Origin of the sequence: Providencia sp. PROV202 (assembly GCF_028479565.1) — a bacterium.
GTDB lineage: Bacteria > Pseudomonadota > Gammaproteobacteria > Enterobacterales > Enterobacteriaceae > Providencia > Providencia zhijiangensis.
Map to the genome: position 1 here is coordinate 156538 of NZ_JAMPNV010000012.1, position 14348 is coordinate 170885.

The 14348-nt window shown below is 44.1% G+C and carries 16 protein-coding genes; 12 read left to right on the top strand and 4 right to left on the bottom strand.

Features of this window, described 5'->3' with window-relative positions; genetic code table 11:
- Window positions 1-147: 147 nt before the first annotated feature.
- Window positions 148-1116 (bottom strand): 3-oxoacyl-ACP synthase III family protein, encoded by a 969-nt coding sequence (locus PR799_RS09785; RefSeq protein WP_272521873.1) that lies wholly within the window; start codon window positions 1114-1116, stop codon window positions 148-150.
- Between the two features lie 368 nt (window positions 1117-1484).
- Between PR799_RS09785 and proP the strand changes: the two genes are divergently transcribed.
- From proP to PR799_RS09820, 7 genes are all read left to right on the top strand, one after another.
- On the top strand, window positions 1485-2987 hold the full coding sequence (proP, locus tag PR799_RS09790) for a glycine betaine/L-proline transporter ProP (RefSeq protein ID WP_154626349.1): 1503 nt from the start codon (window positions 1485-1487) through the stop codon (window positions 2985-2987).
- Between the two features lie 25 nt (window positions 2988-3012).
- A complete protein-coding gene (gene phrB / locus PR799_RS09795) occupies window positions 3013-4437 on the top strand; it encodes a deoxyribodipyrimidine photo-lyase (RefSeq protein ID WP_272521874.1) in 1425 nt (474 codons plus the stop codon).
- Between the two features lie 220 nt (window positions 4438-4657).
- Window positions 4658-6061, top strand: a complete 1404-nt coding sequence (locus PR799_RS09800; RefSeq protein ID WP_230088553.1) for an S-type pyocin domain-containing protein — start codon at window positions 4658-4660, stop codon at window positions 6059-6061.
- Window positions 6058-6564: a DUF6392 family protein gene (locus PR799_RS09805; RefSeq protein WP_154626345.1), complete on the top strand. Its 507-nt coding sequence runs from the start codon at window positions 6058-6060 to the stop codon at window positions 6562-6564. Before PR799_RS09800 ends, PR799_RS09805 begins: the two co-directional genes overlap by 4 nt.
- Window positions 6561-7070, top strand: a complete 510-nt coding sequence (locus PR799_RS09810; protein ID WP_272521877.1) for a DUF6392 family protein — start codon at window positions 6561-6563, stop codon at window positions 7068-7070. Before PR799_RS09805 ends, PR799_RS09810 begins: the two co-directional genes overlap by 4 nt.
- Window positions 7067-7237, top strand: coding sequence for a DUF6392 family protein (locus PR799_RS09815; RefSeq protein ID WP_336298634.1), 171 nt, complete (start codon window positions 7067-7069; stop codon window positions 7235-7237). Before PR799_RS09810 ends, PR799_RS09815 begins: the two co-directional genes overlap by 4 nt.
- Before the next feature lie 45 nt (window positions 7238-7282).
- Window positions 7283-7594, top strand: a complete 312-nt coding sequence (locus PR799_RS09820; RefSeq protein ID WP_036966425.1) for a monooxygenase — start codon at window positions 7283-7285, stop codon at window positions 7592-7594.
- Between the two features lie 45 nt (window positions 7595-7639).
- Here PR799_RS09820 and PR799_RS09825 read toward each other — a convergent pair whose 3' ends face one another.
- From PR799_RS09825 to paaZ, 3 genes are all read right to left on the bottom strand, one after another.
- Window positions 7640-7933, bottom strand: coding sequence for a type II toxin-antitoxin system RelE/ParE family toxin (locus PR799_RS09825; protein WP_154626343.1), 294 nt, complete (start codon window positions 7931-7933; stop codon window positions 7640-7642).
- Window positions 7926-8168: a type II toxin-antitoxin system ParD family antitoxin gene (locus PR799_RS09830; RefSeq protein WP_006663118.1), complete on the bottom strand. Its 243-nt coding sequence runs from the start codon at window positions 8166-8168 to the stop codon at window positions 7926-7928. The genes PR799_RS09825 and PR799_RS09830 overlap by 8 nt, the downstream gene beginning before the upstream one ends.
- A gap of 201 nt (window positions 8169-8369) precedes the next feature.
- Window positions 8370-10430 (bottom strand): phenylacetic acid degradation bifunctional protein PaaZ, encoded by a 2061-nt coding sequence (paaZ, locus tag PR799_RS09835; RefSeq protein ID WP_154626341.1) that lies wholly within the window; start codon window positions 10428-10430, stop codon window positions 8370-8372.
- A gap of 326 nt (window positions 10431-10756) precedes the next feature.
- On the opposite strand from paaZ, the gene paaA reads away from it, so the two are divergent.
- From paaA to paaE, 5 genes are read left to right on the top strand one after another with little or no spacing between them, the layout of a single operon-like run.
- Window positions 10757-11695, top strand: a complete 939-nt coding sequence (gene paaA, locus PR799_RS09840) for a 1,2-phenylacetyl-CoA epoxidase subunit PaaA (RefSeq protein WP_154626339.1) — start codon at window positions 10757-10759, stop codon at window positions 11693-11695.
- Window positions 11696-11715: 20 nt separating this feature from the next.
- Window positions 11716-12003, top strand: coding sequence for a 1,2-phenylacetyl-CoA epoxidase subunit PaaB (gene paaB, locus PR799_RS09845; protein ID WP_036948387.1), 288 nt, complete (start codon window positions 11716-11718; stop codon window positions 12001-12003).
- 10 nt (window positions 12004-12013) lie between these two features.
- On the top strand, window positions 12014-12772 hold the full coding sequence (gene paaC / locus PR799_RS09850; RefSeq protein ID WP_154626337.1) for a 1,2-phenylacetyl-CoA epoxidase subunit PaaC: 759 nt from the start codon (window positions 12014-12016) through the stop codon (window positions 12770-12772).
- Window positions 12773-12777: 5 nt separating this feature from the next.
- Window positions 12778-13278, top strand: coding sequence for a 1,2-phenylacetyl-CoA epoxidase subunit PaaD (gene paaD, locus PR799_RS09855; RefSeq protein WP_154626335.1), 501 nt, complete (start codon window positions 12778-12780; stop codon window positions 13276-13278).
- A gap of 10 nt (window positions 13279-13288) precedes the next feature.
- Entirely contained in the window at window positions 13289-14344 is a 1056-nt protein-coding gene (gene paaE, locus PR799_RS09860) for a 1,2-phenylacetyl-CoA epoxidase subunit PaaE (protein WP_272521878.1), read from the top strand.
- Window positions 14345-14348: the final 4 nt, after the last annotated feature.

Below are 14348 nucleotides of genomic sequence, written 5' to 3' on the forward strand. Positions count from 1 at the left end.
AACAGAACAAGATATTCATCCGCGAATATCGAAAGAAGAATGAGATAACAGGACAAATTTAAGGTCGTAAAAAGAAGGTTAGTTTCAGTTATGAACAACCCAGCAAAATCCCGTTTATTTTGCACGTATCGAAAATCATAAATCTCTTTATATTTTCCAAAGAACGATTCCGAATTGATAACCTGCACCTAACGTCCAAAATAAGACAATATCTTCATCACGGAGTAAATTCTTTTTCTGGTGGCAATAATAAGCAATAAATGGGCTAGTTGCCCCTGTATAACCATATTCATCCGCAATATATTCTATTTTTTTATTAGGAATATTTAATGCTTCTGCCAATTCTGAAATATTGCTTTTCATTACCTGAGAGAAGAAAAAACAACTTATATCATCAATAGTTAACCCATTACTTTTTAATAATTTGTCAATGTGATAAATAGCATGAGGCAAACACTCTTTTGTTGTAAATTTACCCCAGTAAATTTTCTCATCTTGCATATTTTGGCTCTGTGAAAAACCATGCTTAGGAAAACGGGTCTCCCGGCAAAAATTCGAATCCGTATAATAAAAGCTATCCATCAAACCAGAGCTTGTCCCGTTTTGTACTTTTTCTAATGTCATAGCAACTGCTGCATCCCCAAAGAGAACCGATGGGAATAGCTCATTTTGATTACATAGATTTGAAAGATGGTCCGAGGCAACAATAAGGGCTTTTTTAGCTGTTTTTTTCATCTTTAGTATGATTGCAGCCTGCTCGAATGCCATTAACATTCCGAGGCAATTACCGTTAATATCAATACATACACACTCATTTTTTAAGGCTAAATGATGATGTAAATATAGGGCATTAAGTGGTGACAAATATTCCATCGTCGTTGAGGCAAATATCAAAACATCGATATCCTTATCACTCATTGAGGCTAATGCATTAATCGACATCGTCAACGCATTTTCATCAGGCTGGATCGTGATATATCGCTGCCTCTGCCCAAAATCATTCAATAATTCCGGTAAATTTTTGACATTTGGATACTTATCAAAATAATATTGGTTATTCCTAATATTTTCAGGATGGTAGATATGAATAGATGAAATTTTTATTGCCTCATTCATTGCATTTCCCTTATTTGTATTAGTTCCCCCCATGGTATAACCCACCAATTAATAAAAAACAATCAACACAAACCACCACATTTTACATTTTGTCGATATTATTGTATTATTGAATCATATTTGACTATCTAAAGGTGATATTTTTGCTTTATTTTAAAAACATAATAAATCAGTATTTCCCTATCAATACACTTCGTTATAAAAACTTGATATAGCTTATTCAACAAGCTTCTTAATCAATAAATTTCCATTCAATTAGTTTAGATACTGCATTTAATTATCCATACTAATTTTCATTATTTGCAGATTGTCCGAGCAAATCGGATCGGGAAACCCACATCTTAAAATTCAAATAAGAGGATGGTTCCATGAAGATCAGAAAGAAAAAAGAAAAACCATTAAATATCAACGATATTACAATTATTGATGATGGAAAATTGAAAAAAGCAATCACAGCGGCTTCGCTGGGTAATGCGATGGAATGGTTCGACTTCGGTGTTTACGGCTTCTTAGCCTATGTACTGGGTCAAGTCTTCTTTCCGGACGCATCACCGAGCGTTCAGATGATTGCGGCGTTAGCCACCTTCTCCGTACCTTTCTTGGTTAGACCCCTTGGGGGCGTTGTCTTCGGTATTCTCGGGGATAAATACGGTCGACAAAAAGTGCTGTCCATGACCATTATTATTATGGCAATCAGTACCTTCTGTATCGGTCTGATCCCATCATACGAGAAAATTGGTATTTGGGCGCCTATCTTATTACTGCTCGCTAAATTGGCTCAAGGTTTCTCAGTAGGTGGTGAATATTCCGGTGCAGCCATCTTTGTTGCTGAATATTCCCCTGACCGTAAGCGTGGCTTTATGGGCAGTTGGTTAGACTTCGGTTCTATCGCAGGTTTTGTGATGGGTGCAGGTGTCGTCGTACTGATTTCAAGCCTTGTCGGAGAAGCTAACTTCCACGATTGGGGATGGAGAATTCCGTTCTTCTTAGCCTTACCGTTAGGTATTATCGGTCTCTATTTACGTCATTCATTGGAAGAAACCCCTGCATTCCAGCAACATATTGAAAGCTTAGAGCAGCAAGACAAAGCCAATATCCAGAACCCACCGAAAGTCTCTTTCCGTGAAGTTGCATCTAAATATTGGAAAAGCTTGATGATTTGTGTCGGCTTAGTTATCGCCACTAACGTGACGTACTATATGCTGCTGACCTATATGCCGAGCTATTTGTCCCATAATTTGAACTACTCGACCGACCACGGTGTGTTGATTATTATCGCTATTATGATTGGTATGCTGTTTGTTCAGCCAATCATTGGTTTAGCCAGTGACAAAATTGGTCGCCGACCTTTTGTGATCATGGGCAGCGTAGGGTTAATTGTGTTGGCTTACCCCGCATTTATGATGATTAATAGCGGCTCTGTTGGCTTAATTTTTGTCGGATTGTTGATTCTTGCAGTATTACTCAACTGCTTTACAGGGGTGATGGCATCGATTTTACCGGCTATTTTCCCTACCCATATTCGTTATAGTGCATTAGCCATCGCTTTTAATATTTCGGTATTAATTGCGGGTGCAACACCAACAGCGGCGGCATGGTTAGTTGAAGCGACTAATGACTTGTATATGCCTGCATATTATCTGATAGTCATTGCATTAATTGGTCTGTATACCGGTATTAGAATGCCAGAAACGGCCAATAAACCACTGCGTGGTGCAACACCGGCGGCCTCAGATAAAGCGGAGGCAAAAGAAATTTTGAGTGAGCATTTTGACAATATCGAACAGAAAGTTGAAGATATCGAGCAACAAATTGCCGAGCTGGAAAAACAGCGCCAATCGCTAATCAACCAGCACCCAAAATTAGATTAACCCTTAAAAAACAGCGAGGAAAGCGATGTCGGCTTGTCACTTAGTTTGGTTTCGCAACGATCTACGAGTCACCGATAATAAAGCGCTTACCTTTGCTTGTGAGGATCCTACTGCCACTGTGATTGGCGTCTATATTGCGACGCCAGAACAGTGGGCAGCTCACAACGTATCACCAAGGCAAATTGCCTTTTTGCATCAAAATCTGGTGGAGCTACAACACGCTTTAGCGAAACGGGGTATTCCCCTGATTTGCCATACCACGGCGACCTTTGCGGATTCCGTGAAATGGTTGCTGGATTTTGCCCAACAGCAAAATGCCACAGGGTTATATTTCAATCACCAGTACGAGTTAAATGAACGCTTGAGGGATGAACAGTTACGCCAGCAGTCGCAACATCTGAATATTTTCACCTATGATGATGCGCTATTACTTCCGCCAGGTTCAGTGACGACCCAAAAAGAGGATATGTACCAAGTCTATACCCCGTTTCGGCGCGCCTTTTTGAGCCAATTGCTGATGAGTGATTTTCGCTCGTTTCCTGCACCCAAACCACGGGGAGCCGCGTTAACCGTTGAAAATACACCTCCACTTTTTGCTCATCAACCTGTTGAAACTTCATCGCAATTTATTGCCGGAGAGCAAGCTGCATTAGCGAAGTTACGGCAGTTTTGCAGCGAGCGCGTACAAGATTACCAACGCGACCGAGATATTCCCGCCATTGATGGTACTAGCCAATTATCCCCGTATTTAGCCCTTGGGGTGCTTTCACCTCGCCAATGTGTGAATCGCTTATTGGCAGAGAACCCGCAGGTTTTTGACTCCCAAGAAAGTGGCGGTTTTAGCTGGCTAAATGAATTAATTTGGCGAGAATTTTATAGTCATCTACTGGTCGCTTTTCCACGCCTTTGTCGCCACCAGCCATTTATTAAATGGACGCAACATATTCAATGGAATCCTGATGACGCTATATTTTCGGCATGGAAAAGTGGACAAACAGGCTACCCAATTGTGGATGCCGCCATGCGCCAGCTCAACCAAACAGGCTGGATGCATAACCGGCTACGGATGATTGTGGCGAGTTTTTTAGTCAAGGATTTGCTAGTCGATTGGCGCAAAGGCGAGCACTACTTTATGAGCCAGTTAATCGATGGCACTTTGGCGGCGAATAATGGCGGCTGGCAATGGTCAGCGTCAACGGGGGTTGATGCCTCGCCGTGGTTCCGTATTTTTAACCCAACCACTCAGGGGAAAAAATTCGATCCACAAGGCACGTTTATCCGCGAGTGGCTTCCCGAACTTCGCGATGTTCCCGAGACGTTTATTCACGAACCCCATACATGGACTGAATCTCACCAAGTCTCTCTGAATTATCCAACCCCCATAGTTGACCATAAGCAAGCACGGCTGATGACGCTGGAAGCGTTTGAGGCAGGAAAGCAGGCTGTATAGCGTTAGTTTTGCCATTTTTTCACGAGCTCCATACTGATATAACGCTTCCTTTTCATTTTCTGAAACATCCTTATTTCCTCAATCTATAATTCTACCTTATCTAAAATTCAGACTAAGTCTAAATCAATTAAATGGTGAATTTGAGTTAATCTCACTATACGGTCTTAATGAGGTCATAACATTTTAAGATTGAAGCCTGCTGCTAAAAGGAGATGCTCGGATGCCAGAAAATAATTACATTGGAAGTGCAAGTAGCCGAACAAATATAGGAACATCAACGACAACGGTTTATGTCACCGTCCCGAAACTACGATTTTTCATGGAGCCTAGAGCGCTATCTTTTGCTCCTGCTCAATCTATCCCGCTTTCTCCACCAGCAACCTCAATATCAAAACCATCAATATCCCCGAAAGATGCCTTAGATGTTTTAACTCAGGTAGTTAAAGCGCCAAATCCGATGACGATATTATTGATGGGTCTCTTTTACTCACCGAGTGTGGGTGATGCGACAATGGACCGTATTTTTATTGGTCGTCCTCTTGAGAAGCGACTCATTTTTGGTGGTTTTTCTCGTTCTGCATCAACGGTATCTACCTATGACTATACGTCGGAAGCTTTTTTAAGAGAAATAGCTGCGGCAAAAAGTACGGTAACAACCCGTGTTCGTTTTCGAGTCATAGTAGACGAAGAGACGGGAAACCCGAAAATTGCTGGGTATGAAGTGGATGAAAAAAGTGGATTAGATAGGGTAAGAGTCCGCTTTGCTGAAATTCATGAGGATGGCACGGCGACATTTTCAGACCCTGAGTTTAAAGGGCAATTTTTTTGGGATCTCAAAGAGAATACGGTGGAATACAATGATTACACCGCTCAAGAAGTCGCAGAAAAACCAATATTAGGTTTTCAGTCCGTTAAATTTAGTTTAGATAACGGACGTCGGGAAAGCATCGTTCATGATGGTGGTGAAATTGGACATACATCCCCACCAACCCCTTTACCTGAACCGCAAAAAATTTGGAGTTTGCCAAATCCCATTCCCGATATTGAAAAACCAGAAATAACCGTAAGTCCGATACCCGAGCAATCAACGGGATGGATTGAATGGGTGCCTATTCACGAAACGGATTTTAATGATTATGTGATTGTCGATCCTCGAGGGGAAGTACCTGCAATCTATGTGTTTTTTCAAAAAGAGCCAGTCGATGATTTGGAAGTGGATTATTACGATAATTTTAAAGGGCGCCCTAGAAAAGATTTGTATGAAGTTGACCATCTGCCATCTCAAGCTGCTATTAAGCTCTATTTAATTAAAAAATATCCTGATATTTCAAAGGAAAAGCTCGATATAATGTTAGGGCAAGTAGCATCAATTGCTATCCCTAAAGAAGTTCATCGGAAATGCAGTGAAACTTACGGTGGACGAAATAACAGTTGGGTTGATCTTGACGATGGCTCATCACTACGTCGAAAGGTATTCGATGCACAAAATTTACGAGAAGCCGTTGAGCGAAATTGGGCAGCTAACCGAGAATGTTTGGAAAATGAAGGTTACGATAACAAATTACTGGATGAAAAATTAGACAAAATACACGAGCTAAACGAAGCAAAAGGATTATACAAATGAGTGTAAATATTGAAGCGTTAGTACAACGGTTAGGGGATACCTATGATGAACTTTATCGTGACGGGTTAATCCCTTATAAAACAAAACCTCAAGGCAACTCTGGAGATGATGATTTAAGCCTGAGAATGACAAAAGAGTATGTATTTTTATCTTTTGATAATCCATCTAAAAAATTATCACAGATTACGATGACGTTGATCCCTGATAATGTCAAAAATCAATGGGTTTTCCCAAATAAAATACCTTTTGGATTAGAACAAGTCATGACTGACCGCTGGTTTTATGCACACATAGGTGACCCTATAAGAGTTGCCCCAGAAAAAGTAGTTATGGGCTTTGAATTTGGTAAATCAGAAGTATTTATTTTAAATGATTCAAGTCTGAAGAAAAAAACATCTATTTTGGTCAGTTATCATCCTGTAATGAAAGGTTTTGCACAATCAGTAACATTTGAGTTGTTAGATAACTTAGAAAAACGCTGGAAAGTAGATCATTACAAATGAGTGTAAATATTGAAACGTTAGTACAACGGTTAGGGGATACCTATGATGAACTTTGTCACGACGGGTTAATCCCTTATAAAACAAAACCTCAAGGCAACTCTGGAGATGATGTATTAACACTTAGAATGTCAAAGGAATATACATTTTTAGCATTTGATAATCCGTCCAAAAAATTATCACAGATTACTATGACTCTCATACCAGATAATAAGCGTAATGGGTGGATTTTCCCGAACCAAATTCCCTTTGGATTAGAGCAAGTGATGTCTGATGTTTGGTTTTATGAGCATATAGGCAATCCAATAAGGCAAGCTCCTGAAGATGTTATTTTGGGTATTCCTATAGGAAAAACAGAGGTATTTAAACTAAGCATTACAACGCAATCTATGGAGCCTATAGCTATGATTGTGAGCTTTCATCCCGAGATGAAAACGCTTGCTCAAGAAGTTACTTTTGAAGTATTAGCGAATTTAGAAAAACGCTGGAAAGTAGATCATTACAAATGAGTGTAAACATTGAAGCGTTAGTACAACGGTTAGGGGATACCTATGATGAGCTTTATCGCGACGGGTTAATCCCTTATAAAACTAAGCCCCAAGGGAATTCAGCTCATGATATCCACACTCCCTGCCCTTATTTCCCCCCAATCCCCAATTTGATCAATCCTAAATAGAAATTACTGGTTATGATAACCAGACAACAACATTAGGAGGCAATGATGCAGGTGATTTTACAGGTTGATTTCCCATACCAAGGCCCATGGGGTGACGAGATGGCGGCGGCAATGGAAGGATTAGCGCAATCCATTAACCAAGAACCGGGGTTTATTTGGAAGATTTGGACTGAAAACCAACAGACCCAACGGGCGGGGGGCATTTACTTATTTGCTAACCAAGCCGATGCGCAAGCGTATCTCGAAATGCACAGTGCGCGACTCAAATCCTTTGGTGTACCTGAAGTCAGCGGGCAAATTTTTAGTGTAAATACCGCACTCAGCCAGCTGAACCAAGCGCAATTTATTCAAAAATAGTTTCTATGGAGAGGGCATTTTTGCTTTCTCTTATCCCGTTAAAATTTACTCAGCAAAATCCAATTCATCGACATCCACAGATTGATGAATAACGCGAGAGATAAAAATAAATGGGGTTTGGGGCATGTAATATATGGAATGTTTTTTAAACTCAAATCGCCTCATCCCTTCACATATCCAATGACACTCTTTTCCTATCCATGGCGAACTAGCCAGTAACTCAAACGTTTTTTTTAATTCATTATGGTATTTTTTCGCTTGATTAACACCGAACTGCCGTATTGTGTAACGAGCAATTTGATAAATATCTTCTTCCGCAACTTGGGAAATTTTATACATTTAAATCCTTTTCCGCTCTGGCAAAAATGTCATCCATACTGCTTTCACTTTCAGGTGAATTCAGTCCATCCAATACCATTTTTCTCACATATTCAAGCCGTTGCTCTCTCTCTTCCATCATACGCAATGCGTCCCTTATCACTTCTGATGTATTGCCATAGCGACCAGACTGGATCATATCGCCAATAAAACGGTTGAAGTGCTCCCCCAATGTCACACTTGTTACTCTCGCCATAAACTCACCCACCATCGAATTGTATTACTCAGTCATACAACTATAGCAATGAATTTCTGTTGCTTCCAGCCAGCAAAAACTGAGGGGGCATTTTTGCCCTCTCAGGCCATTGACAAACCCATCAGGTTTAGAAATGGCTCTTTTGGGTTGTAAAATTAACAAGGAAAATCAATTCATTGATTTTCGCCTGATAACACAACATCAAAAATCCCCGTGGCGACGTTCCACCAGCGTTAAAATACTGTACAGCGCCACAATGTCATTATGCTGATTAAACACTTGGACATCCCACTCGATAACCCCATTAGGCTTATCTTCGGCTTTTTTCTGCACCTTTTTGATCTTTTTCTTGCATGTTAAGCGCACTTGGATGGTATCGCCAATTTTTACAGGTTCGATAAAACGTAAGTTTTCCATCCCATAGTTAGCGATAACCGGCCCAACTCCCGCATCCACAAACAGGCCCGCCGCCGCCGATACCACAAAATAACCGTGGGCGATGCGCTCGCCAAACATGGATTGCTCGGCGCCGAGTTTATCCACATGCACATAGAAATTGTCCCCGCTAAGGCAGGCAAAATTCACAATATCCGCTTCAGTCACCGTGCGTCTCGCGGTCAGTAACGTGTCGCCAATCACTAACTCTTCGAAATATTTACGGAATGGATGCACCACATCGGCAATGGCCTCAGCCCCGCGCATCCACTGTTTGCTAATTGCGGTCAGCATGGATGGGCTACCTTGAAGTGCCGTGCGCTGCATATAATGTTTTACGGCTCGCAAACCACCGAGCTCTTCACCGCCCCCAGCACGCCCCGGGCCACCATGTACCAACATTGGCAAAGGCGAGCCGTGCCCCGTGGACTCTTTCGATGCCGCTTCATCCAGAATAAACATCCGTCCGTGCGCCCGTGCCGCTGCGCGGATCACCGTCTGCGCCACTTGGCTATCGGCAGTCACTAACGAGCCAACTAAGCTTCCGCCTCCTAGCGCCGCCAATTGCACCGCTTGATCTAACCCGTCATAACTCATTAATGTCGCCACGGGACCAAACGCCTCGGTTTCATGTACCGCCTGATGCACAAATGGCTCGGCACAGTACAGCAATGTCGGTGGGAAAAATGCCCCTTTTTCGCTATCGCCAGCCACCACCTGCATATTGGTAAAGCTACCACCGCACAAGCGTTCGCAACCATTGGCGAGCAGATAATTCACTTTATCCTGCACGTCTTGGCGCTGTTCAAGGTTAATCAATGCGCCCATTCGAACCCCTTCGGCAGCAGGATCGCCCACCGCGACATTCGAGATGCGCTTTAGGAGGGCATTTTTCACATTTTCCAACTGAGTTTTAGGGACAATAATTCGGCGAATTGCAGTACATTTTTGCCCCGCCTTCGTCGTCATTTCATTAACCACTTCTTTGATAAACAGCGCAAATTCTGGTTGTTCAGGCTGAACATCCGCACCTAAAATGGCGCAGTTCAATGAATCCGCTTCCATCGTAAAAGGCACAGATTTTTGATTGATGCGCGGGTGAGATTTGAGTTTTTGTCCAGTTCCCGCTGAGCCTGTAAAGGTCACCACATCTTCAAAATCAAGGTGGTCGAACATATCCCCAACGCCGCCACAAATTAATTGAATCGCCCCTTCGGGAACTAACCCGCTCTCCACCATCAATTTCACCATCGCGTGAGTCAGTTGCGCGGATGCGCTAGCAGGTTTGATGATAGCAGGCATTCCCGCTAGCCACGTTGGCGCCAGTTTTTCTAGCATACCCCAGCACGGAAAGTTGAACGCATTGATGTGCAAAGCCACGCCACGGCGCGACGTTAAAATATGGCGGGCAACAAACTGCCCCTGTTTTGATAGCGGGATCATCTCGTCTTCTGACCACACGGTATCATCCGGCAGCTCACGGCTTGCCAGCCCCGCGTAGGAAAATAGAGTGCCTATCCCCCCTTCGATATCTACCCAACTGTCTGATTTAGTGGCGCCTGTCTGGGCTGAAATGGCGTATAACGCCTCTTTATGGGCAAGCAAATGTCGAGCAACGGCTTTGAGCATCTCTCCACGCTGTTGAAACGTTAATTTTCCTAGCGCCTCACCACCGACATCACGTCCGTATTGTAGGCTTTGCGCTAATGGCAGCCCTTCAGAGGTCACGGCATAGAGTGCTTCATTGGTTAGCGCATGAAAAATCGGACGACCTTCCTCTGCTCCTGTTGCCCACTTCCCCATAATGTAACTTGTTAAATGTTGCATGTTCCATCTCCAGAAAAACGACAATAAACCACTTTTAGATGTTAAATATGTATCACATAAACAATCATAGATGCCAATCGAAATTTAACAAATAAAACACAAATAGAGTTAATTTGAGTATTTAGGACAAGAATCACACAAAAAATGATGGATTTATCAGTTTGATTTATATAGATATAGTTTAATTACTTGTGAAGTGAATCGCAAAAACCCTACAAACAGCATTGATCTTATTGTTAACTATTCCTAGCATTAATGTTAAATAAATGTGTTTCATATTTTTATATCAACTTTATTTTTATGAATCACTTTAACGGAAGATAACAATGAACAAGCAAAATCAAATCCACTTCGATGCCAAAATCGAAGCCGACATCGCCATCGAGCCCAAAGATTGGATGCCCGATGCCTACCGACAAAACCTCATTCGCCAGATTGGGCAGCACGCCCATTCAGAAGTGATTGGTATGCTGCCGGAAGCCAACTGGCTCACTCGCGCCCCAACCCTACGCCGTAAAGCCGTTCTACTAGCAAAAATTCAAGATGAAGCAGGACATGGTTTATACCTCTACAGCGCCGCAGAGACGTTGGGTTGCTCTCGCCAAGACATCTACCAAAAGATGCTCGACGAAAAGATGAAATACTCCTCCATTTTTAACTATCCGACACTCAACTGGGCAGATGTGGGCGTGATTGGCTGGCTGGTTGATGGCGCAGCAATTGTCAACCAAGTGGCACTGTGCCGTGCCTCTTATGGGCCTTACGCCCGTGCGATGGTGAAAATCTGCAAAGAGGAGAGTTTTCACCAACGCCAAGGCTATGAAACCGTCATGGCACTAGCTGAAGGGACTGATGAGCAAAAAGCCATGCTGCAAGACTCTATCAACCGCTTTTGGTGGCCAGTATTAATGATGTTTGGTCCGAATGATTCTGATTCCCCTCATAGCGCCCAAAGTATGGCGTGGAAAATCAAACGCTTCAGTAATGACGAGCTGCGCCAGAAATTTGTGGATAACACCGTACCGCAGGTGGAAGCCCTCGGCATGACCATCCCCGACCCTGACCTGCACTGGGATGACGCGCTAGGTCACTACCGTTTTGGTGAGATTGATTGGGAAGAGTTCTACCAAGTGATTAAAGGGCAAGGGATCTGCAACCAAGAACGCCTTGATGCGAAACGTAAAGGTTGGGAAGACGGAGCTTGGGTGCGCGAAGGCGCAATGGCTCACAGTCAAAAACAAAAAGCCATTAAATCTGCGGCTTAGCCACCCAGAAGGAAAAGACCATGAACAATCAAGATTGGCCACTGTATGAAGTGTTTGTTCGCAGTAAACAAGGTTTAGCCCACCGCCATGTGGGAAGTTTGCACGCCGCCGATGACCAAATGGCCCTGGAAAATGCTCGCGATGCCTACACTCGCCGTAGCGAAGGTTGCTCCATTTGGGTCGTCAAAGCCGCTCATTTGGTCGCATCTCAACCTGATGAAAAAGATCAATTTTTTGACCCTGCGGATAGCAAGGTTTACCGCCACCCGACCTTTTACACCATCCCTGATGGCATCAAAAACATGTAAGGAGCTTGAAATGACCGAAAAACAGCAGCTCCAACATTATGTTTTACGCCTCGGAGACACTCCACTGATTCTGGCACAACGCCTGTGCGAGTGGTGCGGTCACGCCCCTGAAATCGAAATTGACCTTGCGCTGTCTAACATCGGCTTAGATTTACTGGGGCAAGCGCGCAATTTCCTGAGCTACGCCGCACAACTCAAAGGCGCAGGCTACAACGAAGACAAGCTGGCTTACCTGCGTGATGAGCGTGAATTCAGCAATTTATTGCTTGTTGAACAACCGAATGATGGCTTCAACGATACCCTCGTACGCCAGTTTTTTATCGATGCCTACCATGTGCCCCTGTACAGCGCACTGGCTCAAAGCCGTGACCCACAGCTTGCCGCCATTGCCGAAAAATCCCTTAAAGAAGCCCTGTACCACCTGCGTTTTAGCCGCGGTTGGATGATCCGATTAGGGGATGGTACCGCACTGAGCCAACAAAAAATCCAGCAATCCATCAATCGCTTATGGCGCTTTACGGGCGAATTGTTCCATGCCGATGAAATTGAAATTACGTTAAGCGAGGCAGGCATTGCCGTTGACCCGCGCACACTGCGCAACGTTTGGCTGCAAGCCGTGAATGAAACCTTTGAAGAAGCCACTCTCAGCCTACCTGAGCAAGCTGCTTATCGATTAGGTGGCAAACAAGGCAGCCACACTGAGCACCTCGGTTTAATTCTCACGCAGCTGCAATTTGTGCAACGCGCTTACCCCAACAGCCAGTGGTGATAGCGATGGAACAGAGAATGCAACTTCAATCCCCCGATATTCATCAGATCTGGCAGCAGCTTCAACAGATCCCTGACCCTGAATTGCCAGCTCTGTCTATTACTGATCTCGGCATGGTGCGCCATGTGAAGCCGACCGAACAAGGCTGGCAAATTGGGTTTACCCCAACCTATTCAGGCTGCCCCGCCACCGAATTTTTAATCAATGAAATCAAAACGGTTCTCGATAGCGCGGGTTTTTCACCTGTGGATGTAGAAGTGGTATTAACCCCCGCATGGACGACGGACTGGATGAACCAAGATGCCAAAAGGCGCTTACGTGAATTTGGCATTGCCCCCCCACAAGGCACCGCCTGTGAGCATCCTGAACATACAGGGGCAATTTATTGCCCCCGTTGTGACAGCGAACAGACGGAAAAAATTAGCGAGTTTGGCTCTACCGCCTGCAAAGCGCTGTATCGCTGCAATGAATGCTTAGAACCGTTTGATTACTTTAAATGTATTTAAGGGCACACTCATGACTGTCTTTCACCGTTTAAGTATTGCCGCTATTGACCGTGACACGCCCGATGCCGTGGCGATCACCTTTCATATTCCTGAATCTTTGCAAGCGCAGTATCGTTACCGTCCGGGCCAACATTTGACGTTGAAAGCTGCGATTAACGGCGAAAATCTTCGTCGCTGCTACTCCATCTGTAGCGCCCCCGATGAAAACGGGCTAAAAATTGGCGTTAAAGCTATCTACGAAGGGCGATTTTCTAACTTTATCAACCAACAACTGAATGTTGGGGATAGCTTAGAAGTGATGATCCCCCAAGGGCAATTTGGCTACCAACCCGATAGCCAGCAACAAGGGCACTATTTAGCCGTGGCTGCAGGCTCCGGCATTACCCCGCTGTTATCCATCATCAAAGCCACATTGCAAACCGAGCCAAATAGCCGTTTTGTGCTGATTTACGGTAATCGCAATAGCCGTTCAGTGATGTTCAAAGAAGCCATTGCTGACTTAAAAAACCGCTTTGCTACCCGTTTTCAAGTGCTGTATCTGTTTAGCCAAGAGCCGCAAGAGAGCGCGTTACTCAGCGGGCGCATTGATGCGCAGCAACTTAGTGCCTTAGGGAAATCTCTGCTCAATTTTAGCCAATTCGACCGCGCTTTCATTTGCGGTCCAGAGTCCATGATGGATGAAGTCCAAGAAACTTTAATTCATCACGGCATGGCACAAGAGCGCGTACATACCGAGCGCTTTAATACCTCTGGCGCGAAATTCAAACCGACCATTGCCACCAGTGAAAGCCGTCAAGTTACTCTTTTGTTAGATGGGCGCACCCTAAATATCAATATGGATGGTCAAGATGACAGCATCCTCGACGCCGCACTGCGCCAAGGTGCTGACCTGCCTTACGCCTGTAAAGGTGGTGTTTGCGCCACCTGCAAATGTAAGTTGCGCTCGGGAGAGATTGAAATGGGTGTGAACTACAGCCTCGAGCCTGACCAAATTGCCGCCGGTTATATCCTCAGCTGCCAAGCATGGCCAAAAGGGGATGGCGTGGTATTGGACTTTGATGTGTAGGGAT

Excerpts from the sequence above, each read along its gene's own strand:
- PR799_RS09820 (WP_036966425.1), top strand. The coding sequence starts at position 7,283 with ATGCAGGTGATTTTACAGGTTGATTTCCCATACCAAGGCCCATGGGGT.
- PR799_RS09805 (WP_154626345.1), top strand. The coding sequence starts at position 6,058 with ATGAGTGTAAATATTGAAGCGTTAGTACAACGGTTAGGGGATACCTAT.
- paaD (WP_154626335.1), top strand. The coding sequence starts at position 12,778 with ATGGAACAGAGAATGCAACTTCAATCCCCCGATATTCATCAGATCTGG.
- PR799_RS09800 (WP_230088553.1), top strand. The coding sequence starts at position 4,658 with ATGCCAGAAAATAATTACATTGGAAGTGCAAGTAGCCGAACAAATATA.
- PR799_RS09825 (WP_154626343.1), bottom strand. The coding sequence starts at position 7,933 with ATGTATAAAATTTCCCAAGTTGCGGAAGAAGATATTTATCAAATTGCT.
- paaC (WP_154626337.1), top strand. The coding sequence starts at position 12,014 with ATGACCGAAAAACAGCAGCTCCAACATTATGTTTTACGCCTCGGAGAC.
- paaE (WP_272521878.1), top strand. The coding sequence starts at position 13,289 with ATGACTGTCTTTCACCGTTTAAGTATTGCCGCTATTGACCGTGACACG.
- paaB (WP_036948387.1), top strand. The coding sequence starts at position 11,716 with ATGAACAATCAAGATTGGCCACTGTATGAAGTGTTTGTTCGCAGTAAA.
- PR799_RS09785 (WP_272521873.1), bottom strand. The coding sequence starts at position 1,116 with ATGAATGAGGCAATAAAAATTTCATCTATTCATATCTACCATCCTGAA.
- phrB (WP_272521874.1), top strand. The coding sequence starts at position 3,013 with ATGTCGGCTTGTCACTTAGTTTGGTTTCGCAACGATCTACGAGTCACC.
- proP (WP_154626349.1), top strand. The coding sequence starts at position 1,485 with ATGAAGATCAGAAAGAAAAAAGAAAAACCATTAAATATCAACGATATT.
- PR799_RS09815 (WP_336298634.1), top strand. The coding sequence starts at position 7,067 with ATGAGTGTAAACATTGAAGCGTTAGTACAACGGTTAGGGGATACCTAT.
- paaA (WP_154626339.1), top strand. The coding sequence starts at position 10,757 with ATGAACAAGCAAAATCAAATCCACTTCGATGCCAAAATCGAAGCCGAC.
- paaZ (WP_154626341.1), bottom strand. The coding sequence starts at position 10,430 with ATGCAACATTTAACAAGTTACATTATGGGGAAGTGGGCAACAGGAGCA.
- PR799_RS09810 (WP_272521877.1), top strand. The coding sequence starts at position 6,561 with ATGAGTGTAAATATTGAAACGTTAGTACAACGGTTAGGGGATACCTAT.
- PR799_RS09830 (WP_006663118.1), bottom strand. The coding sequence starts at position 8,168 with ATGGCGAGAGTAACAAGTGTGACATTGGGGGAGCACTTCAACCGTTTT.